The organism is Roseobacter sp. EG26, from assembly GCF_049830555.1.
Taxonomy (GTDB): Bacteria; Pseudomonadota; Alphaproteobacteria; order Rhodobacterales; family Rhodobacteraceae; genus Roseobacter.
Map to the genome: position 1 here is coordinate 85,583 of NZ_JBNBLH010000007.1, position 24,330 is coordinate 109,912.

At 57.4% G+C, this 24,330-nt stretch carries 27 protein-coding genes; 6 read left to right on the forward strand and 21 right to left on the reverse strand.

Going from position 1 to position 24,330, the window contains the following annotated elements; genetic code table 11:
• Positions 1-21: 21 nt before the first annotated feature.
• From ACOTTU_RS16255 to secG, 15 genes are all read right to left on the reverse strand, one after another.
• Positions 22-1,326: an NAD(P)/FAD-dependent oxidoreductase gene (locus tag ACOTTU_RS16255; RefSeq protein WP_425659566.1), complete on the reverse strand. Its 1,305-nt coding sequence runs from the start codon at positions 1,324-1,326 to the stop codon at positions 22-24.
• 42 nt (positions 1,327-1,368) lie between these two features.
• A complete protein-coding gene (locus ACOTTU_RS16260) occupies positions 1,369-2,727 on the reverse strand; it encodes a glutamine synthetase family protein (RefSeq protein ID WP_425659568.1) in 1,359 nt (452 codons plus the stop codon).
• Positions 2,727-3,404 (reverse strand): type 1 glutamine amidotransferase, encoded by a 678-nt coding sequence (locus ACOTTU_RS16265; protein ID WP_425659569.1) that lies wholly within the window; start codon positions 3,402-3,404, stop codon positions 2,727-2,729. The genes ACOTTU_RS16260 and ACOTTU_RS16265 overlap by 1 nt, the downstream gene beginning before the upstream one ends.
• A gap of 2 nt (positions 3,405-3,406) precedes the next feature.
• Positions 3,407-4,741 (reverse strand): glutamine synthetase family protein, encoded by a 1,335-nt coding sequence (locus ACOTTU_RS16270; protein WP_425659570.1) that lies wholly within the window; start codon positions 4,739-4,741, stop codon positions 3,407-3,409.
• 86 nt (positions 4,742-4,827) lie between these two features.
• On the reverse strand, positions 4,828-5,634 hold the full coding sequence (locus tag ACOTTU_RS16275; RefSeq protein ID WP_425659572.1) for an ABC transporter permease: 807 nt from the start codon (positions 5,632-5,634) through the stop codon (positions 4,828-4,830).
• Entirely contained in the window at positions 5,631-6,515 is an 885-nt protein-coding gene (locus tag ACOTTU_RS16280; protein WP_425659860.1) for an ABC transporter permease, read from the reverse strand. Before ACOTTU_RS16280 ends, ACOTTU_RS16275 begins: the two co-directional genes overlap by 4 nt.
• Positions 6,516-6,567: 52 nt before the next feature.
• Positions 6,568-7,296 (reverse strand): transporter substrate-binding domain-containing protein, encoded by a 729-nt coding sequence (locus ACOTTU_RS16285; protein ID WP_298915178.1) that lies wholly within the window; start codon positions 7,294-7,296, stop codon positions 6,568-6,570.
• A 36-nt stretch (positions 7,297-7,332) separates the two neighbouring features.
• On the reverse strand, positions 7,333-8,109 hold the full coding sequence (locus ACOTTU_RS16290) for an ABC transporter ATP-binding protein (RefSeq protein WP_425659574.1): 777 nt from the start codon (positions 8,107-8,109) through the stop codon (positions 7,333-7,335).
• A gap of 127 nt (positions 8,110-8,236) precedes the next feature.
• On the reverse strand, positions 8,237-8,977 hold the full coding sequence (locus ACOTTU_RS16295) for a phosphate/phosphite/phosphonate ABC transporter substrate-binding protein (RefSeq protein WP_425659576.1): 741 nt from the start codon (positions 8,975-8,977) through the stop codon (positions 8,237-8,239).
• Complete coding sequence (locus tag ACOTTU_RS16300; protein WP_298915186.1) at positions 8,974-9,414, reverse strand: TerB family tellurite resistance protein; 441 nt, start codon at positions 9,412-9,414, stop codon at positions 8,974-8,976. Before ACOTTU_RS16300 ends, ACOTTU_RS16295 begins: the two co-directional genes overlap by 4 nt.
• A gap of 37 nt (positions 9,415-9,451) precedes the next feature.
• Positions 9,452-9,889, reverse strand: coding sequence for a TerB family tellurite resistance protein (locus ACOTTU_RS16305; RefSeq protein ID WP_298915188.1), 438 nt, complete (start codon positions 9,887-9,889; stop codon positions 9,452-9,454).
• Between the two features lie 6 nt (positions 9,890-9,895).
• Positions 9,896-10,546 carry a hypothetical protein gene (locus ACOTTU_RS16310; protein ID WP_425659579.1) on the reverse strand — a complete coding sequence of 217 codons (651 nt, stop codon included), beginning with the start codon at positions 10,544-10,546 and terminating at the stop codon, positions 9,896-9,898.
• A 60-nt stretch (positions 10,547-10,606) separates the two neighbouring features.
• Positions 10,607-11,389, reverse strand: coding sequence for a 23S rRNA (adenine(2030)-N(6))-methyltransferase RlmJ (gene rlmJ, locus ACOTTU_RS16315; RefSeq protein ID WP_425659581.1), 783 nt, complete (start codon positions 11,387-11,389; stop codon positions 10,607-10,609).
• 109 nt (positions 11,390-11,498) lie between these two features.
• Positions 11,499-13,145, reverse strand: coding sequence for a CTP synthase (locus ACOTTU_RS16320; protein WP_298915196.1), 1,647 nt, complete (start codon positions 13,143-13,145; stop codon positions 11,499-11,501).
• A 174-nt stretch (positions 13,146-13,319) separates the two neighbouring features.
• Positions 13,320-13,685 (reverse strand): preprotein translocase subunit SecG, encoded by a 366-nt coding sequence (gene secG, locus ACOTTU_RS16325; protein ID WP_298915199.1) that lies wholly within the window; start codon positions 13,683-13,685, stop codon positions 13,320-13,322.
• A gap of 321 nt (positions 13,686-14,006) precedes the next feature.
• Here secG and nthA point away from each other — a divergent pair, with 321 nt between their 5' ends.
• Genes nthA through ACOTTU_RS16340 form a run of 3 tightly spaced genes read left to right on the forward strand, consistent with a single transcriptional unit; the run spans position 14,007 to position 15,597 of the window.
• Positions 14,007-14,618, forward strand: a complete 612-nt coding sequence (gene nthA / locus ACOTTU_RS16330) for a nitrile hydratase subunit alpha (RefSeq protein ID WP_425659584.1) — start codon at positions 14,007-14,009, stop codon at positions 14,616-14,618.
• Positions 14,615-15,286, forward strand: a complete 672-nt coding sequence (gene nthB, locus ACOTTU_RS16335; RefSeq protein WP_425659586.1) for a nitrile hydratase subunit beta — start codon at positions 14,615-14,617, stop codon at positions 15,284-15,286. The genes nthA and nthB overlap by 4 nt, the downstream gene beginning before the upstream one ends.
• On the forward strand, positions 15,283-15,597 hold the full coding sequence (locus ACOTTU_RS16340) for a nitrile hydratase accessory protein (protein ID WP_425659862.1): 315 nt from the start codon (positions 15,283-15,285) through the stop codon (positions 15,595-15,597). The genes nthB and ACOTTU_RS16340 overlap by 4 nt, the downstream gene beginning before the upstream one ends.
• Here the strand turns inward: ACOTTU_RS16340 and ACOTTU_RS16345 are convergent.
• Together ACOTTU_RS16345 and ACOTTU_RS16350 are read right to left on the reverse strand one after the other, a co-directional pair.
• Entirely contained in the window at positions 15,594-15,812 is a 219-nt protein-coding gene (locus ACOTTU_RS16345; RefSeq protein WP_425659587.1) for a hypothetical protein, read from the reverse strand. The genes ACOTTU_RS16340 and ACOTTU_RS16345 overlap by 4 nt on opposite strands.
• 75 nt (positions 15,813-15,887) lie before the next feature.
• Entirely contained in the window at positions 15,888-16,283 is a 396-nt protein-coding gene (locus tag ACOTTU_RS16350) for a DUF6524 family protein (RefSeq protein WP_425659589.1), read from the reverse strand.
• 173 nt (positions 16,284-16,456) lie between these two features.
• On the opposite strand from ACOTTU_RS16350, the gene ACOTTU_RS16355 reads away from it, so the two are divergent.
• Both ACOTTU_RS16355 and ACOTTU_RS16360 read left to right on the forward strand, forming a co-directional pair.
• Entirely contained in the window at positions 16,457-17,749 is a 1,293-nt protein-coding gene (locus ACOTTU_RS16355) for an adenylosuccinate synthase (protein ID WP_425659591.1), read from the forward strand.
• A 10-nt stretch (positions 17,750-17,759) separates the two neighbouring features.
• Positions 17,760-17,981 (forward strand): DUF2842 domain-containing protein, encoded by a 222-nt coding sequence (locus tag ACOTTU_RS16360; RefSeq protein ID WP_425659593.1) that lies wholly within the window; start codon positions 17,760-17,762, stop codon positions 17,979-17,981.
• A gap of 58 nt (positions 17,982-18,039) precedes the next feature.
• Here ACOTTU_RS16360 and ACOTTU_RS16365 read toward each other — a convergent pair whose 3' ends face one another.
• On the reverse strand, positions 18,040-20,325 hold the full coding sequence (locus ACOTTU_RS16365) for a hypothetical protein (protein WP_425659595.1): 2,286 nt from the start codon (positions 20,323-20,325) through the stop codon (positions 18,040-18,042).
• 138 nt (positions 20,326-20,463) lie between these two features.
• Between ACOTTU_RS16365 and ACOTTU_RS16370 the strand changes: the two genes are divergently transcribed.
• Positions 20,464-21,186 carry a thiamine diphosphokinase gene (locus tag ACOTTU_RS16370; protein WP_425659597.1) on the forward strand — a complete coding sequence of 241 codons (723 nt, stop codon included), beginning with the start codon at positions 20,464-20,466 and terminating at the stop codon, positions 21,184-21,186.
• On the opposite strand, the gene ACOTTU_RS16375 is transcribed toward ACOTTU_RS16370, so the two are convergent.
• From ACOTTU_RS16375 to ACOTTU_RS16385, 3 genes are all read right to left on the reverse strand, one after another.
• Entirely contained in the window at positions 21,089-22,018 is a 930-nt protein-coding gene (locus ACOTTU_RS16375) for a DMT family transporter (protein WP_298915222.1), read from the reverse strand. The two genes, ACOTTU_RS16370 and ACOTTU_RS16375, sit on opposite strands and share 98 nt — an antisense overlap.
• A 61-nt stretch (positions 22,019-22,079) precedes the next feature.
• Positions 22,080-23,453 (reverse strand): L-serine ammonia-lyase, encoded by a 1,374-nt coding sequence (locus ACOTTU_RS16380; protein WP_425659599.1) that lies wholly within the window; start codon positions 23,451-23,453, stop codon positions 22,080-22,082.
• On the reverse strand, positions 23,453-24,145 hold the full coding sequence (locus ACOTTU_RS16385) for a glutathione S-transferase family protein (protein ID WP_425659600.1): 693 nt from the start codon (positions 24,143-24,145) through the stop codon (positions 23,453-23,455). The genes ACOTTU_RS16380 and ACOTTU_RS16385 overlap by 1 nt, the downstream gene beginning before the upstream one ends.
• Between the last annotated feature and the right edge of the window lie 185 nt (positions 24,146-24,330).

The window sequence follows — 24,330 nt, forward strand, 5'->3', positions numbered from 1 at the left end:
ATCTTTCGTAACAGCGAGAATTCACAGACCAAGCCGATCCCGCAGAGCGTACCAACTCATGGCCAGCACCAGCAGAGGCGTGCGCAAAGCACCACCGCCGGGGAATGCGGGTGTGGGAATAGCGGCCATGGTGTCAAAGCCATCTGTCTCGCCGATCACGGCGCTGGCCATCAACTGACCGGCATGGGTGGCGGTGCCGACGCCGTGGCCTGAATAGCCTGACGCGGACAGAACGTTGGGACCAACCCGCGCCAGATAGGGAAAGCGTTTCATCGTGATGCCGAGGGTGCCACCCCAAGCATAGTCGATTTTGACGTCCTTCAGGTGCGGGAAAACGATCCCCATCGGCTTGCGCACCACCGATGCGATGTCCGACGGGAAGCGATAGCCATAACTTTCACCGCCGCCAAAGAGCAGACGTTTGTCATGCGAGAGCCTGAAGTAATTGACGACAAATCGGCTGTCGGCCACGGCAACATCACGCGTCAGAACCTCGCTGGCACGCGCGCCCAAAGGTTCCGTTGCCACGATGAAATTGTTGATGGGCATCACGCGCGCGGAGACGGAAGGTGCCAGCGAAGACAAATAACCGTTGCAGGCAAGGATCACATGATCGGCCACTACCCGGCCTGCGTCGGTGCGCAATGTGGCGGGTGTTCCGTGATCCAGATGATGCACGCAGGAGCGTTCAAATATCTGGACGCCCGCGGATTTTGCCGCGCGCGCAAGGCCCAAAGCATAGGCCAGGGGGTGCAGATGTGCTGCACCCATATCGAGCAGGCCGCCTTTGTAATCCGGGGAGGGGCACAGCGCGTGGCACGCATCAGCGGTCAACGTCTCTATCTGGTCGTACCCATAGTGATCCTGCAAATGGGCGGCATAGTCGTGCAGGTGCGCCACATCCGCCTTGGTCGAACCGGTCCAGGCCACGCCGGGTTTCAGGTGACAGTCGATCGCATGCTCCGCGATCAGCGATTTCACAAGCGCTTTGGCATCTTCGCCGAGATCCCAGAGCGCGCGTGCAGGTTCTTTTCCAACCATGGTTTCAAGCGCTTGCTGGTCGACGCGCTGACCGCTGCCCAACTGGCCACCGTTGCGCCCCGAGGCGCCGAAGCCCACACGGTGCGCCTCCAACACCACAACGCGCCGACCCGCCTGCGCCAAATGCAAAGCCGCCGACAGCCCGGTATAGCCCGCGCCGACAATGCAGACATCTGCCGTGATCTCGCCTTTCAGGCTGTCAAAGGGCGGCAATGACGGCGTGCTGGCGGCATACCAACTGGGCGGATAGTGCCCGGTTTTGTCATTGGCAAAGAGCAGGTTCATTGCAAATACGCCTTTTCGGGTCACATACCGCAGCGTCCGGGATTACACATTCAGCAACAGATGCTCACGCTCCCAGGGCGAAATGACTTGCAGGAACTCATCATATTCCGCGCGTTTCACAATGGAATAGACGCGGGCGAATTCGGGCCCGAGCACCTCGTGCAAATCGGTTGCCTGCTCGAAAAGATCCAGAGCCGAGCCCAGAACACGCGGGATATCACCGTCACCGTCATAAGCGTCGCCCTTGAATTCGGCGGCCGGGTTTTCACCTTTTGTCAGCCCCAGATATCCGCAGGCCAGACTTGCCGCGATGCCGAGGTAGGGGTTGCAATCCATGCCTGCCAGACGGTTTTCTACACGTCTGGCCGATGGGCCGGAAAGCGGAATGCGAATGCCGGTGGTGCGGTTGTCGCGTCCCCATTCGAGGTTAATGGGCGCCGCATGATCTTTGACGTATCGACGATAGCTGTTCACGTAAGGTGCAATAACAGCCAGTGCGGCGGGCATGTGGTTTTGCAGCCCGGCAATGAAATGCTGAAATGCATCCGTTTCACCGGCATCCTCGTCGGAAAAGATGTTCGCGCCGGTCTCGGTGTCGAGCACTGAATGGTGAATGTGCATCGCACTTCCGGGCTCGTCAGCAATCGGCTTGGCCATGAAAGTAGCAAAACAGTCGTGGCGCAGGGCGGCTTCGCGGATCAGCCGTTTGAAATAAAAAACCTCGTCTGCAAGCCTGACCGGGTCACCATGGCGCAGGTTGATCTCCAACTGGCCGGCACCGCCTTCCTGTGTGATGCCGTCAATCTCGAACCCCTGGGCTTCGGCAAAATCATAGATGTCGTCGATCACGGGACCAAATTCATCCACCGCCGTCATCGAATAGGCCTGACGCGCCGCGGCAGGGCGTCCGGACCGGCCCATCATGGGTTTGATGTCATGCGCCGGGTCAAGGTTGCGCGCGACCAGAAAGAATTCCATTTCAGGGGCCACCACAGGCTCCCATCCTTTGTCGCGATAGAGCTGGCACACACGTTTCAAAACATTGCGCGGGCTAAACGGCACCGGCACATCGGTGCGGTCGTAAGCGTCATGGATGACCTGCAATGTCCAATCGCCGGTCCAGGGCGCAGCGGTGGCCGTGCTCATATCCGGCTTGAGGATCATGTCCTTTTCGATGAAGCCGTCCTCGCCTGCGGCCTCGCCCCAGTCGCCGGTGATGGTCTGGTAGAAAATACTGTCGGGCAGATGGAAATAATCCTGCCGCGCGAATTTGGACGCAGGCACCGCCTTGCCACGCGCAATGCCGGGCAGATCAGAGATGATGCATTCCACTTCGTCCAGCCGCCGCCCCTCAAGATAAAGCTGCGCGGCAGCGGGCAGGTTTTGCGTCCAATCGGCCATCAAGCCCTCTCTTTCTTGAAAAATGCCGCCATCTTTTGGGCGACCAGATCGCTATCTGTTGGGTGCGCCAAGAGGTCTGTGGCACTGGCCAGAAGGGTGTCCGGCACGAGACCTTTTCCGCGCGTCTGGATCAGCCCGTCGATAAAGTCTGCGCCATATTCCGGATGCGGCTGGATCGTCCAGATGCGATCGCCGTAGAGCAGGCCTGCATGTTCACAAAAATCGCTGTGCGCAATCGTCTGGGCGGCTGCGGGTTTTTCGACAACCTGATCCTGATGCCAGGCGTTGATGGCAATGGATTTGCCATCCATCTGGTATTCCGTGCGCCCTATCGACCATCCGCCCGAGAACTTCTCAACCCGCCCGCCCATGGCCTGCGCGATGATCTGATGGCCGAAACACACGCCGATCATCGGGCGATTGGCGGCGTAAGCCTCGCGAATGAATTCCTCCAGCGGCGGTATCCAGTCGTGATCTTCATAAGCGCCGTGTTTCGAGCCGGTAATCAGCCAACCGTCCGCATCCGTCACACTGTCCGGGAAGATGCCGTCCACAACGGGCCAGCCCTGAAAGGTGAAACCGTGGCCTTGCAGCAGACGTTCAAAATACTGGTCATAGGTACCGCCCTGCATCAGCTCATCGGGCGGATGGCCTGTTATCAGAATGCCGATTTTCATGGCTACACCGTGTCCAGATAAATGGTGACCTGTTCGCTCGGGCTAAGCTCCTGCATGTAATGCACCTCCTGCCGCTTGGTCAGCACAAGATTGCGGATCAGGTCACGCGGGAAAATCCGCGCAATCTCCGGGCTGGCTTCAAAGGCGTCGATGGCGGATGTCCAATCACCGGGTATCTGCGGCAAATCCGCCGCATAGGCGTTACCGGTGATCGGTTCCGGCGGCTCCTGCGCATCCTCGATCCCGTTGATAGCAGCCCCCAGAACTGCCGCCAGCATCAGATATGGGTTCACGTCGCCCCCGGCCACACGGTGTTCGATCCGGCGTGCGGCGGGGCTGCCCGACGGGATGCGGATCGCGGATGTGCGATTTTCATAGGCCCAGCTTACTCCGGTGGGCGCATGGCTGCCGGGCACCATCCGGTCAAAACTATTGGCATGCGGGGCAAAAATCAGCGCAGAACCGGGCATGGCCTTCAGACAGCCCGCCACCGCATGGCGCAGCATATCCGTGCCTTCCTCGCCGCCGTTATCGAACACGTTGTTGCCTTCCGCGTCGATCACCGAAAAATGCATGTGCAGGCCGGAACCAGAATAATCCTCATAAGGCTTGGCCATGAAGCTTGCCGCAAATCCATGTTTGCGGGCCATGCCCTTGACCAGCATTTTGAAGAGCCAGGCGTCGTCAGCGGCGCGCAGCGCATCATCGCAATGCATCAGGTTGATCTCGAACTGACCAAGGCCCGCTTCGGAGATCGCCGTATCCGCAGGAATGTCCATTTCTTCACAGGCATCATAGAGATCGGTGAAAAACGTGTCGAATTGATCGAGCGCGCGCAGCGACAGGATTTCACCGGCGACGCGGCGTTTTCCGGAACGGGGCGAGGGGGGAACCTGCAGATTGCGCCCGGAATCGTCGATCAGGAAAAATTCCAATTCCACTGCACAAACAGGGGTCAGCCCGCGCGCCTTGTACCGCTCCAACACAGCACGCAGGGCATGGCGCGGATCACCCTCATAGGGGCGGCCGTCTTCGTGAAACATCCAGATCGGTAACAGCGCTGTGGGCGCGTCAAGCCAGGGCATCGGCATAAAGCCGCGTTCCGTGGGTTTGAGCACGCCATCCCTGTCGCCGCTTTCAAACACCAGTGGGCTGTCGTCGATGTCTTCGCCCCAGATGTCCAGATTGAGCACGGACATGGGAAAACGCGTCCCGTCTTCGACGGCCTTATCCGCAAACCGCGACGGGATACGCTTGCCGCGTGCCTGTCCATTCAGATCGGATGCGGCCACACGAATGGTGCGGACCTGAGGGTTCTTGCGGAGCCAGTTCTTCATAGTTCACCAAGCAGGTGGGCTGGCAAAAAGGCGCGTGTGCCTGACCCATGGCCAGCGCCACGGATAATTTGATCAAATTATGGATACTACCGGATCAGGTTCGGGCGCAACCTCATTTTGCGCCGCATGTTTTGCGGCAGATGCCGGTTGAGCCGTGTGTTGATCAGACCGAAGAGGCCCACCACCACGAGGGTCAGCAAGATGAAATAGCCTGCAAGGATCGGGTAGGGCACGAAGGGGTTGAACGTCTTGTCGGCAAAATAATTCGCGTAATAGAGCGCGTCGCCCCGTTGTTGCCACGCGGGAAACCCGGAGAAAAACACCAGCGCTGTGGCGTGAAACAGGAAAATGGCCTCGTTGGTGTAGGCCGGCCAGGCGAGCCGCAGCATGGTTGGCCAGATCACCCGTTTGAAACGCGGCCAGCCGGACATGCCGTATGCATCTGCGGCTTCGGTGTCACCTTTGGGGATCGACAAAAGCGCACCGTAGAAGATTTCTGCGGAATAGGCGGCGGTGTTCAAAAACAGAACGATCAACGCGCCCAGCCAGGCGGCGGTGAAAGGGTCAAAAATCGGATAGACCGATTTCAGGTTCAAAAACAGGAAGTAACCAAAGAAAAACTGGATAAAGAGCGGCGAGCCGCGGAAGATAAAGATGAACCATTGCGCGGGTTTTCGGAAAAGCGCGCGTTTTGACGCCTTGCCCATCGCCAGTGCGGTTGCGAAGAAAAATCCCAAACACAGCGCCAGAACGCCGAAGTAGATGTTCCAGATCATCCCTGACCCGATCAGGGTGAATTGCTGACACAGGGTGAAATCTTCGCGCGGGAGTAGGCGCTCACCATATCCGATGGAGCGCAGTCCATAATCCTGAATGGTTTGCCAGCAACTCATGCGGCGGCCTTTCGCTGGGCTTCACCACCGGCGGTCGCTTGTCCCCGGGTGAGCCGTGCCATCAGTTTTTCCAGAGCCACTTCCGAGATGCGGGTGAAGATCAGATAAAAGACGAGCAGCGCCAGAAAATACCACATGCGCCAGTCCCCATGGGGATAGTCGGTGAAGCGCGGTGTTTTGGTGCCGCCAAGCTCTCGCGCCCAGTAGACGATGTCTTCGACACCCAAAAGAAATAGCAAAGGTGTGGCTTTGATCAAAACCATCCAGAGATTGGACAGCCCGGGCAGGGCATAGACCCACATCTGGGGCACCAGCACGCGCCAGAACGTCTGGCGTTGGGTCATCCCGTAGGCTTCCGCCGTCTCCAGTTGCGCACGCGGGACCGCCCGCATCGCCCCGAACAGCACGTTGGCGGCAAAAGCGCCAAAAACGATGGCAAAGGTCAGGACGGCCAGCGAAAACCCGTAGGTCTCATGCACCCATTGCGGGGCATTGCCCAGCGGCATCTTGGCTGCCTGACAGACGACGAAATCATTGCCCTGCCGGATCGGTTCGGACCAGTCCGGGCAAAGCGCTTTGTGCCGCAGATATTCAATGGCCTGATCCAGCGCGATGACAAAAAACAAAAAGAAGGCGATGTCAGGGACACCGCGCACAATGGCAATGTAAGTTTTGCCAAACCAGCGCAGCGGTGCCACGTGAGATCGGGCAGCGGAGGCACCACCAAATCCAAAAAGCAGGGCGACGGGCGCGGTAATGGCAAGCAACAGCAGCACTGTGAAGACGGACGTATAGATCGCCATGTGCTTGCCCGTGGTCAGGTAACACGCTGTCCACCGCCAATCTGTCAGGACGCTTGGGTCTGTACAAAAACTAAAAATAATGGCCTCGCGGGGCTAATGGGGGCGGCTTGCGACCGCCCCTACGATCACATCAGAACTGTGCGAGTTCCGGCAACCATTTGCCGATCAATTCGTTTAGCGATCCATCTTCTTTCATGGAAATGATTGCGGCGTTGAATTTCTCTTTCAGCTCCGTGTCGCTTTCACGAATACCCAAGCCGATGCCGCCGCCAATCATGACGTCTTTTTCGAGCATCATCAGATCGGCGTCCGCGTTTGCGATTTCCAGAAGGAAGGATTTGTCGGCAAGCACCGCGTCCGCTTCGCCGTTCTTGACCGCGGCAACCGTTTCTTCGGGTGTCGCGAATTCCACCAGCGTTGCCGAAGACGCTGCAATATGGCTGGCCTGAATTGTATTGGCCTGCGCCGCGATGACACCGTTGTCTACATCCGCGTCAGCAGAGGTCGCGAGATACCCGGAAGGGTCCGGCAGGGTGTATTGCTCTGAGAAATCAATAACTTCGTCGCGCTCATCGGTCACGGACATGCCCGCGATGATCACGTCGTAGTTGCCGGAGACGAGATTGGGGATGATGCTGTCCCACTCGTTGGTGACCCACTCGCAGGTCAGTTCCGCGCGTTTGCACAGCTCGTCGCCCAATTCACGCTCAAAGCCGTCAACCTCGCCGGCATCGTTGATGAAGTTATAGGGAGGGTAGGCGCCCTCCGTGCCCATGCGGATCGTTTTGGCGTGACCGTCGGCCATCGCCATACCAGCGGTCAGCGCAAAGGCTGCTGTGGTGAGGATAATGGATTTCATTTTTTGATACTCCCATTTGGTTTTTGATTTTTGGGTTTACGCTGCGTGGGTTGCCGAGAGGAACCCCCGCAATCGTTCTGATTTGGGCGCGCCGAAAAGCGTCTCGGGTGAGCCCTGTTCTTCGATCAGGCCTTGATGCAGAAAGACCACGTGGTCGGACACATCAGCGGCCAGCTTCATATCGTGCGTCACGATGATCATCGTGCGACCCTCGCCCGCCAGGTCTTTGATAACCTTGACAACTTCCTGCTCCAGTTCCGGGTCCAGCGCCGAGGTGGGCTCGTCGAACAAAAGCGCCTCGGGTTCCATGCACAGACCGCGGGCGATGGCGGCACGTTGTTGTTGTCCGCCGGACAATTGGGCGGGGTAAACTTCACACTTGTCGCCGATACCAACTTTATCCAGATAGCCACGCGCAGCTTTCTCGACATCCGCGCGGTCACGTTTCAGCACGGTGAGGGGGGCTTCCATCACGTTTTGCAGAATGGACATATGCGCCCAAAGATTGAATTGCTGAAAGACCATCGAGAGGTTGGTCCTGATGCGCAGGACCTGCTCCGCGTCGGCTGGTCGCCGGTTATGACCGTCGCCGTGCCAGGCAACCGGTTCGCCTTTGAAAAGGATTTCACCCTGTTGGCTATCCTCAAGGAGATTGCAACACCGCAGCAATGTGGATTTACCGGAGCCCGAAGATCCGATAAGCGAAATCACGTGGCCTTTTAGCGCGGTAACGCTGACACCCTTTAGCACTTCCAACTGGCCGTAAGCCTTGTGCAGGTTTTTGATCTCGATAACCGGAGGTTGAGTGCTCAAGGCGCGTATCTCTTTGTTGATTCAAGGCGGTATAAGGGGTCAATTTTGTATGTTTTGCAACGCGGAATGCTGCAAAAGACCAATTCCTTTTGGAAAGAGCGCGGAATCTGACGCCCTCGGGTTGAATTTATGCAGGCGGCAACGGTTCCGCGAGGTATTCAGAGGCAGGAATCCGGACGATCCCTTTGAGAAGCAACCTGGCTCTGTCCCGCGCTGAAAGAGCATCAATCGCTGCCTTGATGATCGGGAAGAGGTGATCTGCGTCCCTTCCCAGCGACGTGATATACGGGAGGCCCGGCGTCGGGCGGGTGGACAGAAGGACACGCAACCGCCGGGGCAAAGGATGTTCGCGTTTGATCAGCGACCAGGTCACAGCATCCAGTGCGGCAATATCGGCGCGCCCATCAGCGACCGCTTGGGCAGAAAGAAAATGGCCGCCGGTATCCAGCACATTATCGGCAAAGCTGAAACCGATACCCTGTTCTGCAAGATGCCCTTCGATGGCCGCCCATCCTGACTGGGAGCGTACGTCGTTGCGCGCCAGGGTGGTGCCAGCGAAATCTTGCAGGGTGCGGCGCGGGTCGTTCGCGCGGATCACGACATATGATTTGTAATATCCAGGCGGGCACCCGCGAACACCGTAATCGGGCGTGCCGACCAGCGACACCTTGTCATGCAAGACGCTTCGGAAGGGGAGGCTGCAAGTTTGTGACAGAATGAGATTTGGGTTTTCCCAAGTGTCATGCGGATCTGAGGCGCGGTCGAGTGCCTCGGGGCCTTCACCAAGCGTTTCTCTGATCAACGCCCAGAACCTGTCGTTTGCCGCCCGTGTTGTGGGCGTGTCGTACATCGGCAGGCTGGCCGTCATGAAGTGCCGTCGATGGCCTGCCTTGCGAGGGCGGAATCGCGATCACTGACGCCAAGAAAGTTGGTCACCATACGCACCAGTGCGTCTTCTTCCTGCGCACGCGTGCCATCGGCCAAAACAACCTGCCAAAGCGCCTGCACAACGGCACGACGGTCCTCATAGGGCACCGCTTCCTTGATCGCGCGGGTGAAGCGCACCGTGTCAGGGGCTTCCGCTTCCAGGGCCTCGGCCTCTGCGCGCAAAGCGCTGGTCGCCCCTGGCCCCAGACCATAGCGATGTGCGTTGATCAGGTCGATACGCTCCTTTTCACGCAGGCTGTAGTCGTTATCGGAGCGCGCAATGCGCACCAACAATGCAGTGAGGGCAAGGCGGGCATCCTCATCGGGAAGCTCGGTCGGGTCCGGCTGGGTCAAGCGTCTTAGAAAATCTGCAAACATGACGGCGATATAGTTGGATTTGGTGCCGCTGCCAATATCACTTTCGCTCTAGTGCGTTTTGGCGGGCAGCAACGATATCGGCATCGGTCAACCCCAATGCTGTTTCAATGGCCAGTAGCTGCAGTTCTTCGCCTTCGTCGCGTTCACCATCGGCTAAGGCGACGGACCACATGGCATCCGCGAGCGCCCTGCGGTCGCTGTAGGCGACCTCATCGCGCAGAATTTGGGCGAACTCCGGCGTACCCGGCGCATGACGTTCAAGGGCCTCGCAGGTCGCGCGCAACTTGGCGGCTTCCAGTGGTTTCAGGTCAAAAGTCGCGGCCAGTATCTTGTCGATTTGACCGACTTCGGAGGCCTGATAGTTCTTGTCTGCAAGGGCAACGCGCACAAGCAGCGCACCAAGAGCCAGTTGCGCATTCGGTTGCGGCAGGGGTTTTGGATCGGGTTTTCTGCGGGGGAAGAGACGTTCAAACATGTGGGCTTAACTAAGTTCCCGGTTTTTTCCGAAGCGGAGGTTATCGAGGGCAAGCCCCTGTGGATCGGTATTGGTGATTACGACACCGGCGATATCGGCCTCCCCGGTGGACCGGATGAAGCCAAAGGCATGTTCCCCGGCAGGCGGCAGATCCATGGTCATGATCACTGTCCCGTCGCGCCGCAGGAAAACGGCCCGGGCCTGACCTGCTTCGCCACCGCGTAGTTGGAACGAGAGTGCCGATTGATCGTCATCAAACAAAAAAGAAATCGCGCCTTCGCCTTGTGCATGCCGTTTGGGGTAACCAGCGACGCCATAGCCGTTCAAAACATTGTTCCCCTGCAAAAAGACCACGGAAAGGTTCTCACCAGCGGCACCTGGCATCACGGTCAGGGGGGGCAGCGCTCTTCCTTCGATCTGATCGTGATCGCCGTCGGGTTCAATTTTTTGCCCGGCAAAACGTTCGCCAAAAATAGCGCCTTCCAGCACCAGTAAATCTGAAACGAGATGTCCGGGGCCCCGGCTCGAATGGGTGTCATCGAAAGTGATGATACGCGTCAGTTGCAGCTCTTCGGGATCGACCAGACAAATTGCGGCGCCGCAGGCAAATGCGGCGCGGCCAAAGGTCAGTAGGATGAACGCCAAGGCAATTCGCATAAGCACATGTTGGCACGCAAATTGATTTCTGCCTAGTCGCGAGTGCCCTTTCGGTCTCGGCTATTGCGGAAGTGATTGAAAGCGAGCCGACAGGCGTCCGGCCTCAACCTCCATGCCATAGGGAGGGTTGATGATGAACATGCCGGAACCGATCATTCGGTGACCGGGTCGCGCAGGCGCGAATGTAACTTCATGTCGAAGGGCTTTTGGATACGACTTCTGTAGGTCGTCGATCATTCCTCGGTGGGCATCGGAGTTCAGGAGGGGGTACCACAGACAGATGATGCCGACGTTCCAGGCGCGTGTGATACGTTTGATATGGCCCGGGATGTCCGTGTAGTCCCCTTTGATTTCATAGCTCGGATCTATCAGTAAAAGCCCCCGCCGCGGCATCGGTGGACACAGCGAATGCGCCAGTTCAAAACCGTCCATGCGATAGCATTTTGCAGAATAGGCGGAGAGAGCGAAGTCGAGCGCGGCATTTTCAGCAGGATGCAGCTCTGCCAGATGTATCTTGTCTTCCGGGCGCAGCAACTGGGCGGCGATCAGCGGAGACCCGGGGTAGCTTTGCGGCCCGTGCACCCGCCGTGTCCGCAAAAGCACCTCCCTCAAGGGGTGATCCGATGCAAACCAGTCTGCCGTCTGTGCGATGCCCTGCTGCGCTTCGCCGGTTTTCAACGCCGCCGGGTCATCCAGATCGTAAAGGGCGCGACCGGCATGTGTTTCGATATACGTGAGTGGTTTGTCCTTGCGTGTCAGATACTTGAGCATCCATGCCAGCAAGCCGTGTTTGTGCACGTCTGCGAGGTTTCCGGCGTGGTAGATGTGTTGATAGCTCAGCATGCGCCCGTGTCTACCGGAACGTCAAAAAGGTGCAACGGATATTGTATTTTTGCGTGACCCGTCTGAATGACCCTGAAAATTGCGAGGTCTCTCGCGATTAGGACAAGGTTCAGACCAGCCGGCTTATGTCTTTAGCCGCCCGAACAAAATCCTTGAACAGGGGATGGGGATCAAACGGTTTCGATTTGAGTTCAGGGTGGAACTGCACACCAATAAACCAGGGATGATCCGGCCATTCGACAATTTCGGGCAGCTTGCCGTCAGGGGACATGCCAGAAAAACAAAGCCCTGCCTTTTCCAGCTGATCCCGGTACTTGATATCGACCTCGTAGCGATGGCGATGGCGTTCATCGATGGCCAGCGACCCGTAAACTTCTGCCACGCGCGTGCCTTCTTTCAAAACGGCGTCATAAGCGCCCAGGCGCATGGTGCCGCCTTTGTCGTCACCCACTTTGCGTGACACTTTTGCATTGCCCTGAACCCATTCCTTGAGGTGGTAAACAACTGGTTCAAAGCGCTTTTTCCCGGCCTCATGGTCAAACTCTTCCGACCCCGCGGTCTTGATATCAGCCACATTTCGTGCCGCTTCGATCACCGCCATTTGCATGCCCAGACAAATGCCAAGATAGGGTACCTTGCGTGTCCGGGCGAATTCGGCAGCCTTGATCTTGCCTTCGGTTCCGCGTTCGCCAAACCCGCCGGGTACAAGGATCGCGTGGAACCCTTCCAAGTGCGGCGCCACGTCATCGGCCTGATCGAAAACCTCCGCATCGACCCATTCGACCCGCACCTTGACCCGGTTGGCCATCCCGCCATGTGTCAGCGCTTCGGCGATGGATTTATAGGCGTCTTCCAGTTGCGTGTATTTGCCGACGATGGCGATTTTCACCTCACCTTCTGGATTGTGCACGCGGTCGGACACATCGCGCCAAACGGTCAGGTCCGGTTTTGGTGCCGGAGAGATATTGAAAGCGTCCAGAACGGCCTGATCAAGGCCCTGTTCATGATAAGCCAGCGGCGCATCGTAGATGGTCTTGAGATCATAGGCCGCGACAACCGCCTCTTTGCGCACGTTGCAAAAGAGCGCGATCTTCTCGCGTTCCTTCTCCGGGATCGGGTGTTCGGACCGGCACACCAGAATGTCCGGCGCTATCCCGATGCTTTGCAGTTCCTTGACAGAGTGTTGCGTGGGTTTCGTTTTCAATTCGCCGGAGGCCGCCAGATAGGGCAGCAGTGTCAAATGCATGAAGATGCACTGCCCGCGGGGCTTGTCATGCGCGAATTGGCGGATGGCTTCAAAGAACGGCAGGCCTTCGATATCGCCGACCGTGCCGCCGATCTCGCAAAGCATGAAATCCACCTCATCTCCACCAACGTCCAGAAACGCTTTGATCTCATTTGTCACATGCGGGATGACCTGAATGGTTTTGCCCAGATAATCGCCGCGACGTTCTTTTTCGAGGACAGTTGAGTACACACGGCCTGAGGAGACGGAATCGCTATTGCGGGCTGCCACGCCGGTGAAGCGTTCATAGTGACCAAGATCAAGATCGGTCTCCGCCCCGTCGTCCGTCACAAAAACCTCGCCATGCTCGAAAGGTGACATGGTGCCTGGATCGACGTTCAGATAGGGATCGAGCTTGCGCAGGCGGACGGAAAATCCACGGGCTTGCAACAAGGCGCCCAAAGCCGCAGAGGACAGGCCCTTCCCCAATGACGACACAACACCGCCGGTGATGAAGATATAACGTGCCATGGTCTGATGTGCTCCCGTGCATCTAGGCGGAGTGTGGAAAAGCCGTCCAAAATCACTGCGAAAAACGCAGGTCCACGGGACTTAAGGCTAACAGGATTCGGGGTGCAAAGGCAAGGCTTACCGCAACATGATGTTGCGAAAATTCTTACATCCGCAAGGGGTTGTAGTCAGGATTTAATCTGCCAGTGGTACCAGGGGAACGTCGCTGTCAGGGGAAGGCGGCAAGAGCGTGTCACCGTCAGGTGCTGCTGGCGTAGCGGTCTCATTCAGTGCAGGCGGGGTCACGCCGAGCCGGTCAACAACTGAAGACCCGGAGGCATTTTCCGCCGCAAAAATGGTCAAAGTGATCGAGGTGCCAATAAACGCAATCGCCAGAAGCCATGTGAGTTTGCCCAGAGCGGTTGCGGCTGCGCGCCCGGACATGGCGCCACCGCCACCACCGCCCATTCCAAGACCGCCGCCTTCGGAGCGCTGCATCAAGACGACAGCGATCAGGCTCAGCGCCAGAATGAGATGGACGATCAGGATGACGTTTTCCATTAAGGACCTACGGGTTTGAATTGGCTCTGGGGGTATCTAGGCAAGTTTGCTCCGGCTCGCAAGGGAGGATTACCTCGAATTCGCTCGCTTTGCACGGGTCAAGACCGCCGCCTGCGTATCATCCGGGCGACGGTCTGTCGAAGCTACTCTCTCTCGCGCGCAGACTAAGAGGGTTATCCTGGAATTGAGGCGCTGAAGACTCACTTCATGTTCCGACTCATAACACGTTTTGCGGGAAAAATCGCGGTAAAAAACCGGGCTGTGGATAACTCAGGCTGAGAACTGCTGGACAACCGGGAACCTGCATACCAAAACTATCCCATGCCTCATGACCATTCTGACCACCCGCATAGTTTGCTCCCCCCTGATCCGGCGCTTCGCGTCAAAGCACTGGAGACCATACTGACGCGCAAAGGGTTGATTGACCCCGCAGCGCTCGACGCGATTATCGATACCTATGAAAACAAGATCGGCCCGCGAAATGGGGCGCATGTTGTGGCGCGGGCCTGGCTGGACGCGGATTTCAAAACGGCGTTACTCAAGGATGCGACGCCCGTTGTTGCTGAGCTTGGATATTATGGTCGGCAAGGCGAACATATGGTTGCTGTCGAGAATACCGATGCGGTTCATAACCTGGTCGTTTGCACTTTGTGCAGTTGCTATCCGTGGCCGCTGCTCGGCATTCCCCCAACCTGGTACAAATCGGACGCCTATCGGGCACGGGTCGTGCGGGAACCGCGCGCTGTTTTGTCGGATTTTGGGGTCACATTGTCTGAAAACACAGCCGTTCGTGTCTGGGATTCGACCGCCGAAGTTCGTTATCTTGTGATCCCGCAACGCCCGGCAGGCAGCGAGGGGCTTGATGAAAGCGGCCTCATGGCCTTGATCACGCGCGACAGTATGATCGGCACGGGACTGGCGGTGAGTCCATGAGCCGCCCACATGACATGGGGGGGCGTTATGGCGACGGGCCAGTTGTCCCGGAGCCCGAAAGCGATATCTTTCACGAGGAATGGCACAAGCGCGCGCTGGCCGTGACGCTTGCAGCCGGGGCTCATGGTGCGTGGAATATCGATGTGTCCCGCCACGCCCGCGAAAGGCTTGCGCCGACAGATTACGCACGCTTTTCCTATTACGAAAAATGGATGGCGGGATTGGCAGATCTGCTGGTCGCCAAGGCATTGGTCAGCGTAGAGGAACTGGCGGGAAGCGACCCGGTGCCAAGTCCAAAGGCGGGCACGACGCTGAAGGTCGAGAATGTCTCGGCGGTGCTGGCAAAAGGCGGACCGGCTGATCGCCCCAGTGACATCGCTCCGACATTCAATCCGGGGGATGCGGTGAAAACCCGCCGTTTGGCCGCAAATATTCTGGTTGATGGCGGGCACACACGATTGCCTGCATATGCCGCCGGTGCGACCGGTCGAATTCTACGTTACCATGGCACTCATATTCTGCCGGATAGCTCTGCCCATGGTTTGGGTGAAGCACCGGAGCCGCTTTATGCGGTGGTTTTTCCGGCATCGGAGCTTTGGGCACATCCTGAAAATCCTGCGGATGAAGTGGTTTTGGATTTGTGGCAAAGCTATCTGGCTCCGGCATGATGCAGCCGCAGCCCAAATTCTCAGAGCCCTGGCATGCACAGGTTTTCGCGCTGACGGTGCATTTGAACGAGGCAGGACATTTCGACTGGCCCGACTGGGCAACCCGGTTCGGAGCCACGCTGAAACAGCACGGGCTGGCCAGGGAGCTCGATGGCGGTGATGATTACTTCGCGGCCTGGCTGGAAACCCTCGAACATTTCCTCGCCAGCATGGGCATGGCCGAAACCCAAGATGTTTTGATGACAAAGCAAGCCTGGGAAGAGGCTTATCTGTCTACGCCCCATGGCGCGCCCGTTCAGCTGCCGGACTAAACCTTGGGCCGCGATGTCAGGCCAGCTTTGTTCATAAACCGCCGCCAGACGCCTTTGCGTGGCAAACGCGGGGTCCATCGTTTTGGTTTGCCGGCCAGCCGGTCAAATTCGTGCATGTCGATGACGCGCTCAGCGCAACCGCAACCTTCGCCAAGACCCACCTTGGCATAGTAGAACTTCTGAAAGTCTTCCGGGCGTTTTGGTTTTCGCGACATAACACATCCAATTTCTATGAGTTTAGCACAATGCGCGGACGTCAACCAGAACATGGCGCCGGATAGTGGCCGCCACTAGTCGTCGATATCATCCACATCGGATTGACCGGATACTGCGCGCCGCACGTGGCTCCAGCTCAATCCGATACCCAACACAAAAGAGAGGGTGATAAGACCAAGCCAAACATTCAGGCTTTTGTTGTCCAGACGCAATACGCCAAAATCGTAGAGCACCCAGATCAATGCGCCAACAATCGCCAGAACCAAGACCATGCCACCCGCCCCGATGGAGCGCAAAGTAGCACGAAGGTAGATGATGTACCCGACGCAGAGGATCAGCGCGAGCAACACGGCGATTGACAGGTTCATCGACCCGTAATCCCGGACCCAGTTTACGTAGTTGTACTGGGTTGGGTTAAAAGTCAAAGCCAGTAACGTGAAGGCGAAAAACCACCTCGTCAGAAATCCCATCGCTACGCTCTCCGCTCGTTCACCCGCAACGCAGGAAAATATCCGGAGTTGCGGAGGAATGTCTATGGGCGGCGGGCAAGCTTCATTGTTCAAGGCGCGCATTTTCCGGTTTCGCCTTTGCAATGTCGCCGCTATACCAGCGCGGGTTTGAGGCACATCAAAAAGGACCAGCCATGGCAAATGTTGTCGTTGTCGGCGCTCAGTGGGGCGATGAAGGAAAAGGCAAGATCGTGGACTGGCTCTCGGAGCGGGCAGATGTGATCGCCCGTTTTCAGGGGGGGCACAATGCGGGTCACACGCTGGTCATCGACGGTGAGGTTTTCAAACTGAGTTTGCTGCCTTCCGGTATTGTGCGCGGCGGAAAACTCAGCGTCATCGGCAACGGGGTAGTGCTGGACCCTTGGCATTTGGACAGTGAGATCAAAGGTTTGCGTAATCAGGGTGTGGAAATCACGCCGGATACGCTGATGATCGCTGAAAACACGCCGCTGATCCTGCCCATCCATGGAGAGCTGGACCGGGCCCGTGAAGCGCAGAATTCGGTGGCCAAAATTGGCACGACCGGCCGGGGAATTGGCCCTGCCTACGAAGATAAGGTGGGGCGCAGATCCGTGCGTGTTGCCGATTTGGCGGATGAGGCAACGCTTGAGCTGCGGGTTGACCGCGCGTTGGTGCACCATGATGCGCTGCGCCGGGGGTTGGGGCTTGAACCGGTGGACCGGGCTGCATTGCTTGAAGAACTGCGCGCCATTGCGCATGTCGTTCTGGAGTATGCGGCACCTGTCTGGAAGGTCCTGAATGAGAAGAGAAAAGCAGGAAAACGCATCCTGTTTGAAGGTGCTCAGGGGGCGCTGCTGGATATTGATTTTGGCACTTACCCCTTTGTAACCTCGTCCAATGTGATCGCAGGGCAAGCCGCAACCGGCACGGGCATTGGCCCCGGCTCGATCGACTTTGTGCTCGGCATCGTAAAAGCTTACACGACCCGTGTGGGCGAGGGGCCGTTTCCAGCCGAACTTGATGACGCGGACGGTCAACGACTGGGGGAACGAGGTCACGAATTCGGGACTGTGACCGGCCGCAAGCGCCGCTGTGGTTGGTTCGACGCCGTTCTCGTGCGTCAGACATGTGCGACTTCGGGCGTGAACGGAATTGCTTTTACCAAGCTTGACGTGCTCGATGGATTTGACACGTTGAAAATCTGCGTTGGTTACGAACTGGATGGCAAACGCGTGGATTATTTGCCCATAGCTGCCGACCATCAGGCCCGTTGCACGCCCATTTACGAAGAAATGCCGGGATGGCACGAATCCACCGAAGGTGCGCGCAGCTGGGCTGATCTTCCGGCAAATGCGATCAAATACGTGCGTCGCGTCGAGGAGTTGATCGACTGCCCGGTCGCGCTACTCTCAACTTCGCCCGAGCGCGAGGATACAATTCTTGTGACGGATCCGTTCGCCGATTGAGAAGGTCAGAATGACTGTCAGCTACAAAGCCCGTCGACGCCTAGCCCTGCTGATTCTGTTGGTTGGATTGCCTGTCTATATTGTCGCGTCGGTCACGGTCGTGAATTGGTTGGACCGGCCATCGATCCTCGTCGAGCTCATTGTCTATGTTGCGCTGGGCATCATCTGGGCGCTGCCTTTCAAGTTCATTTTTAAAGGGATCGGGCAATTTGATCCCGATAAAACGGACTAACAATTGACATGAAAAAGGCGGGCTTCGATGCCCGCCTGTTCAACCCGCTGCCGGGATATTAGCTCGCGGCGCGTTCATCGGGCCTAAAGCCAATTGCCTCGGATGCTGCAAAGCGGCCGCCCTTGATCTTTTCGATCTTGCCTGACCGCAGCAGCTGTCCAAAGGAACGAAGGCCATCTTCACGCGTGAATTCACCGCAATCTGCCTGGCGTACACGCGTCATCAATTGCGGGCGAGAAAACTGCTCCCGGCCTTCCACAAATGACAGGTATGCAGCGGCGGCCTCCAGCAATTCTGGCAACTTTGTCGCTCCGACTTCCTGCGCGAATTCGGCAAACCCGGTGTCGCCTTCCATATCGAGATCCGAATCGAGCGTCGCTTCAACTCTGCGGGGCATGACCGGACCATTGTCGCGGAGCGCTTCTGCATCGATGCGTTGTTCTGCAACGAGTTTCAGCGGCGCCGGGCGCGCATCGGACGGGCGCTCCGTGCGGCTGCCCGATGCAACCGGGCGCCGCGGCCGAACAACTTCAGCAAGATCGTTGCGATATTCCTTGGTTGTCTCTTCCTCTGTTTCTTGCCGGCCCATCGACTTGTCGGCAAATCGGGCGGCGACGGCTGCGCGCAGATGCGCAAACGCGCTGCGCCGTGTCGCACCCTCGGGTTCTTCCATTTGCTGATCCGCTTCGGCCATAAGGCGCGACAGATCTTCGCTGCTGCCCTCGTCAATGCTTGGCAGGTTATCGCGCGCCGTGGCATTTTCAGGCGTGTCTTCCTCCAAATCCCCAGTCACGGCGCTCAGTTCACGCTGCAGGTCAGCTTCCTCTTCCGGTGACAGGATCGCCTCATCTTCTGTATCAAACTCTTCAAGATCACCGGATTCGAGCGCGGCCTCGAGATCGGCGCGATTGACCTTCAGAACGCGGCCGTGAACCTTCTGCATCTCTTCGGTGTCTTCCGCATGGTCCTGTAAGCTTTGCGCGGCCTCTTCCACTGCCATGACATCTTCATCAAGCGTATCGGCGTCAAACAGGTTACCAACCTCTTCATCGATGTCAGCAGGCTCGTCATCCGCGTCCAGCAGGTTCTCGGAATCCACCTCTTCGGGCTCGTATGTGTTTGCCTCAATACGGCTCAGGATGTTGGAGAGCTCGTCGTCCTCTTCATCCACGGCGTTCTCCGCCGCGGTCGCGATCTGGTCATCGAGGTCCAGCGCCTCTTCGATTTCCTGAGCAGCGTCACTAAGTGTGGCGTCGGTCGGCGTCTCTTCTGACTCGTGGTTCTCGGCGTATCCGATTGCCTCCTCGAAGGGCATATCCAGGAAATCAACGGCGGTGGTGTCTGCATCACCTGCTGCCTCATCCTCGTCATATTCTGCGCTCGCCGCGGTATCATCCTGCTGCGAAACCACTTCGCGAATGCGTTGAAGCTTGGCTGCGATGCTTTCTGCCGCCGCTTTGGGGGCATCTACGGGTTCAGCAAATGCAGGGGTCGCATCGAAGCTGTCCGGTACCTCAACAACATCCTCTTCGATCTCGGTCTCGACTTCTTCGAAGCTTGGGCTGTCAGCAAAAAATGCCTCGGCACTCAACGCCGTATCCTGAGCGACAACACCCTCAGCGAGATCGTCATGCGACACGTCATTGTCTTCGGCCCAATCTTCTTCGGCAAGGGTTGGCGCCTCGGGTGAAATCGCCTCTTCTGCGGAGAGGGTTTCATCTTCTTCCTGCTGCGAGCTTACGTCTTGCGTGTCATCTGCCACAGGCTCGGCCAGTTCGGCCTCTTCGGCAGATTCTGACGGTTCGGGCTGTTCTTCTTGAGCGACCGGTTCGTCGCTTTCAATCATGGGGTGCTGCTCTTGAGTCGGTTCGTCGGCCGGAGTTTCCGCCTCCAGCATTTCCTGGGTTTCGGGCTCCGCAGGACGCGCCTCTTCAGCGATCGTTTCCGCCGCCAGTTCATCTTCTTGCGTCTGAACTGGCTCAGATATCTGTTCTGGTTCCGGCTGCTCTGGCGCGGCGGCCACCGCGGCAGTAGCAGCGGGCGCGGGTTGTGGTTCCTGTGTCGGTTTGGTGTCCACGGCGACGGCTTCATCATGCGCTTTCAACATGATGCGGCCATCATGTTCACGCGCCTCAACCCGGCGGGCAACTTCCCGCTCGGCGATCCTTGCCAACATCTCAGCATCGGGCTGAGGAGGCTCTGCACCAAAATATCTGTCGTCTGAAGCTAAATCGCGAAAATACTCTGCAATGGCTTTCATTGTGTCGAAAGAGTCGTCAAAACCCTCCAGAGTGCAGGAAAAGGTTCCATAGGAGACTGTCAGGATCTTGTTGTTATTCATCATCGGATGCTCGTCCTCTGCGTGATTTCAACAAACTGTTTACCATACGTGGAAAGTCCAAAGCGGCGCGAATCTGTGCTCATTACGGTATCATTTCATGGCAACAATGTGTTCTGTTTCCAAAAAGGACATTAAACTTAGGTGAATAATAAAATTATACACAAATTGGAGCCAATTACTTTAGTTGGAGGTGGGGCCGTTGGAAAAGACGATTTGCAACTGGCTCTGGACATCGCGCCGACATGTGTTGCGGCGGACAGCGGTGCAGATGTCGCCCTTGCGGCCGGGGTGGAGCTCTCTGCGGTAATCGGCGACATGGATTCGATTTCGGAAGCAGCGCGCAGGCGCATCCCGTCTTCGAAGTTTCACCGGATACCCGAACAGATGAGCACGGATTTTGACAAGGCGCTTCGTCATATTGAAACGCCGCTGGTTCTGGCGGTGGGTTTCATGGGTCGCCGGGTTGACCATCAATTGGCGTCATTACACACACTAGTGATGCGGCCAGACAGGCCGTGTTTGATACTCAGCGACCGGGATGTGATCTTTTTGTGTCCACGGGTCTTTAAATTGGACGTATCGGCGGGAACACGGGTGTCCCTGTTTCCCATGGGTGAAGTTCACGGACGATCTGAGGGGCTGGAATGGCCGATAGACGGGCTGACATTTTCGCCAACCGGCACGTCAGGTACTTCCAACAGGGCGACTGGAGATTTGGTCCTGGAGGTCGACGCCCCGTCACTTCTATGTATTTTGCCGCGAGAGCTTATTCGGCCGGTTGCACAGAAACTCGTTGCGCTGCCAGAGCACGCGCGCTGGCCCGCTCGCGCAGAACGATATAAAGACCCGCCGCCATCGTTATGAAAATGCCAATCGAGGCAAGAGTGTTGGGCAAGTCTCCAAAAACGATAAAACCGATCACGGTGGCAAACGGAATCTCCAGATACTGCATCGGGGCCACCGTGGCGGAGGGCGCGTATCGCAATGACCACGTCATCAGCAGATGGGCGGCGGTGCCCAGAATCCCGATGCTGATCAACAGCGTCCAGTCAAAACTGCTGACCTGCACCAGTTGCAGTTGCCCGTAAGATGACCCCTGAAACAGAAACAGGATGGGCAGCATGACGATCACGGCCATTGTGCCGCTGATCGCCTGCAAACTGATGGGGTCGGTCTCCTTGGCGATCTGGCGCGTCACAAGCATGAACAACGCGAAGTTTGCCGCCACCGCCAGCGGCAGGAGGGCGGGCCAGCCCACGGCGGTAAAGCTGGGCTGAACAACAAAGAGCGTACCGATAAATCCGATGATGCAGGCGATCAACCGGCGCGGCCCGACTTCTTCGTGCAAAGCATATTTGCCGAGCAACAACATCATAAAGGGCATGACAAAGGCAATGGCGATGGCATCTGCCAGCGGCAGGAACTTCAACGCGGTTACCATCGCGCCAATGCCAAATATATGCAAAACCGTTCGAATCAGGGTCAGCGTGAAAACACGGCGTGACATGCGCCAGGCGCGGTGTGTGATCCAGACCATCGGGATCAATATGACGGCCTGAATGGCGAATCGCACCAGAACCAATTGCCCGACGGGAACGGTCTCGCCCAGAATCTTGGCAATTGCGTCACCAACGGGTGCAATGACGCAAAATCCAAGCATCAGCATGATGCCAAGGAGGGGACGGTCTACGGCCATTGGCCGAACTTAAATGGGCCACTCAATCAATGCAAGAACAGCTTCGGAGAGGACTCAACTTTTAGCAGTTTGGCACATTTACGGCCAATCCCCCCAAAGAGGTCTCCTTGTATTTCTCTGACATATCGGCACCGGTCTGACGCATTGTCTCAATACAGGCGTCAAGTGGCACAAGATGTGTCCCGTCGCCGCGCAAGGCGAGCGAGGCTGCGGAAACCGCCTTGATTGCCCCCAGGCCGTTGCGTTCGATGCATGGCACTTGCACCAGTCCTTTGACCGGGTCACATGTCATGCCCAAATGGTGTTCCAGGGCAATTTCCGCTGCGTTCTCCACTTGTTCGGGCGTGCCCCCCATCACCGCGCAAAGCCCGGCGGCCGACATCGCAGAGGCGGATCCGACCTCGGCCTGACAGCCGGCTTCGGCACCGGATATGGAAGCATTGAATTTCACCAGTCCACCGATTGCGGCGGCCGTCAGCAGAAATTCTTCGACATGGGCTTCGGATGCACCCGGCACATGATCCAGATAGTAACGAAGGGTCGCGGGCAAAACACCCGCCGCGCCGTTTGTGGGCGCGGTTACAACCTGACCTCCGGCCGCATTTTCTTCGTTTACAGCCATCGCATAGACACTCATCCAATCGTTGATCGTGTGCGGCGCCGTCAGGTTCATCCCGCGCTCTTCCAACAGCTTGTCGTAGATGCCCTTGGCGCGGCGCTTGACGGACAGTCCGCCCGGGAGAATGCCATCTGTGGTCAGTCCCCGGTTGATGCAATCATTCATAACCTGCCAAAGACGTTTGGTCCCGGATTTGAGGTTTTCCACACCACCGCGCGCGGCTTCATTCGACCGCTTCATTTCTGCAATGGAGCGCCCCGAAGCCGCCGACATTTCAAGCATTTGCGCAGCAGACTTAAAAGGAAAGGGAATGGGCGGGCCTTCTTCGGTGTCCTTGCCGTCGGCCAGCTCGGCCTCGGTCATCACAAAGCCCCCGCCAATCGAGTAATAGGTTTCACGCAGGGTTACGTCGCCTTGCGCATCCGTCGCCATCAGCATCATGCCGTTGGCATGGCCTTCCAACACGGTGTCAAAATCAAAGAGCAAGTCGCGATCAGGATCAAAGGACAGCTCGGGTAATCCCTCAGGGCGAATTTTTCCGCTGGCCTTGATTTCGGCGAGCATTTTTTCCGCTTTTTCCGCGTCATAGGTATCGGGGACGAAACCGGCCAATCCGAGAATGGTTGCGCGATCCGTCGCGTGGCCGACACCGGTAAATGCAAGCGAACCATGCAGGGAGGCGCGCAGTCCATGAAATGCAAAGGGTGAGGCGCGCATCTCGTCAAGAAAGCGCGCGGCGGCAACCATCGGTCCCATTGTATGAGAGGACGACGGGCCAATGCCCACTTTGAACATGTCGAAAACAGAGAGGAACATCAGGTGGCACTTCCTTCAGGTGGACAAGGGGCGCGGGGCGCTGTGAATGGTCGGGGGCCCAACCCTTCGGCGGTCTGGGCGGTGACGACACTTTTGCGTGTCTCAAGTCGTTCTGCCATGCGGTGTAATGCGGGCAGTGAGGAAAGGTCAAACCAGGTCTTGTCCGATGCGGCGGGATAAAGCTGAATCCAGCGTAACATCGGGGCCAGATAGAGATTTAGCAGAAGCGGCACATCGGTTTGACGCCAATGCGCGTCAAGCGTGCCGAGATGTCGCAAAATATCAGCGCGTGCATGGTTTTGCAAAAGCAACTGATGGTCAGGATTCGGGCCGATGTATTTTTCGGGGTAAAACAATGTCCTCAGCGCGGGGTGCAGCGTGTTTGATAAAAAGAACAGCCACTTTAGCAATTCGGCGCGATTTACTGCGTTTGCCGCAGGTGCCAAGCCGCCATGCTGATCGGCCAACCAGAGCAGGATGGCAGCGGTTTCGAATATCGGACCCTGCGGGGTTTCAAGAACGGGGATCAGGCCATTGGGATTCAAATCCAGATAGTCCGGTGATCGTTGAGCCTGAAGTTGGCGATCAACCAGTGCGGCGCGGTAATTCAGGCGCAATTCTTCCAAGGCAAGCCGAACACCCAAAGAGGCATTGTCGGGCGCATAGTGCAATATGTAACAGACATTGGTCATGCTGAGTGTGCTATGCTGATTCCCCGTGACATGTTGCGGGAAATGCGACGTTTTTATATGGGTTTTGCGCAGCAATCCGGTTCAGGCAACGCACCCGCAGCTGTCAGGCTGCTTAGTTGAAGTGAAATCAGCCCTCGCACCCGCCTGCGAGGTTTCCTATAAGGCAGGCAAACGCTGTCCAAGGA

Excerpts from the sequence above, each read along its gene's own strand:
- ACOTTU_RS16380 (WP_425659599.1), bottom strand. The coding sequence starts at position 23,453 with ATGTTCCTCTCTGTTTTCGACATGTTCAAAGTGGGCATTGGCCCGTCG.
- ACOTTU_RS16360 (WP_425659593.1), top strand. The coding sequence starts at position 17,760 with ATGACTGTCAGCTACAAAGCCCGTCGACGCCTAGCCCTGCTGATTCTG.
- ACOTTU_RS16265 (WP_425659569.1), bottom strand. The coding sequence starts at position 3,404 with ATGAAAATCGGCATTCTGATAACAGGCCATCCGCCCGATGAGCTGATG.
- ACOTTU_RS16255 (WP_425659566.1), bottom strand. The coding sequence starts at position 1,326 with ATGAACCTGCTCTTTGCCAATGACAAAACCGGGCACTATCCGCCCAGT.
- ACOTTU_RS16285 (WP_298915178.1), bottom strand. The coding sequence starts at position 7,296 with ATGAAATCCATTATCCTCACCACAGCAGCCTTTGCGCTGACCGCTGGT.
- ACOTTU_RS16365 (WP_425659595.1), bottom strand. The coding sequence starts at position 20,325 with ATGATGAATAACAACAAGATCCTGACAGTCTCCTATGGAACCTTTTCC.
- ACOTTU_RS16375 (WP_298915222.1), bottom strand. The coding sequence starts at position 22,018 with ATGGCCGTAGACCGTCCCCTCCTTGGCATCATGCTGATGCTTGGATTT.
- ACOTTU_RS16310 (WP_425659579.1), bottom strand. The coding sequence starts at position 10,546 with ATGCGAATTGCCTTGGCGTTCATCCTACTGACCTTTGGCCGCGCCGCA.
- ACOTTU_RS16270 (WP_425659570.1), bottom strand. The coding sequence starts at position 4,741 with ATGAAGAACTGGCTCCGCAAGAACCCTCAGGTCCGCACCATTCGTGTG.
- rlmJ (WP_425659581.1), bottom strand. The coding sequence starts at position 11,389 with ATGCTGAGCTATCAACACATCTACCACGCCGGAAACCTCGCAGACGTG.
- ACOTTU_RS16275 (WP_425659572.1), bottom strand. The coding sequence starts at position 5,634 with ATGAGTTGCTGGCAAACCATTCAGGATTATGGACTGCGCTCCATCGGA.
- nthA (WP_425659584.1), top strand. The coding sequence starts at position 14,007 with ATGCCTCATGACCATTCTGACCACCCGCATAGTTTGCTCCCCCCTGAT.
- ACOTTU_RS16345 (WP_425659587.1), bottom strand. The coding sequence starts at position 15,812 with ATGTCGCGAAAACCAAAACGCCCGGAAGACTTTCAGAAGTTCTACTAT.
- ACOTTU_RS16260 (WP_425659568.1), bottom strand. The coding sequence starts at position 2,727 with ATGGCCGATTGGACGCAAAACCTGCCCGCTGCCGCGCAGCTTTATCTT.
- ACOTTU_RS16350 (WP_425659589.1), bottom strand. The coding sequence starts at position 16,283 with ATGGGATTTCTGACGAGGTGGTTTTTCGCCTTCACGTTACTGGCTTTG.
- ACOTTU_RS16320 (WP_298915196.1), bottom strand. The coding sequence starts at position 13,145 with ATGGCACGTTATATCTTCATCACCGGCGGTGTTGTGTCGTCATTGGGG.
- ACOTTU_RS16385 (WP_425659600.1), bottom strand. The coding sequence starts at position 24,145 with ATGACCAATGTCTGTTACATATTGCACTATGCGCCCGACAATGCCTCT.
- ACOTTU_RS16300 (WP_298915186.1), bottom strand. The coding sequence starts at position 9,414 with ATGTTTGCAGATTTTCTAAGACGCTTGACCCAGCCGGACCCGACCGAG.
- ACOTTU_RS16305 (WP_298915188.1), bottom strand. The coding sequence starts at position 9,889 with ATGTTTGAACGTCTCTTCCCCCGCAGAAAACCCGATCCAAAACCCCTG.
- nthB (WP_425659586.1), top strand. The coding sequence starts at position 14,615 with ATGAGCCGCCCACATGACATGGGGGGGCGTTATGGCGACGGGCCAGTT.
- ACOTTU_RS16340 (WP_425659862.1), top strand. The coding sequence starts at position 15,283 with ATGATGCAGCCGCAGCCCAAATTCTCAGAGCCCTGGCATGCACAGGTT.
- secG (WP_298915199.1), bottom strand. The coding sequence starts at position 13,685 with ATGGAAAACGTCATCCTGATCGTCCATCTCATTCTGGCGCTGAGCCTG.
- ACOTTU_RS16355 (WP_425659591.1), top strand. The coding sequence starts at position 16,457 with ATGGCAAATGTTGTCGTTGTCGGCGCTCAGTGGGGCGATGAAGGAAAA.
- ACOTTU_RS16295 (WP_425659576.1), bottom strand. The coding sequence starts at position 8,977 with ATGACGGCCAGCCTGCCGATGTACGACACGCCCACAACACGGGCGGCA.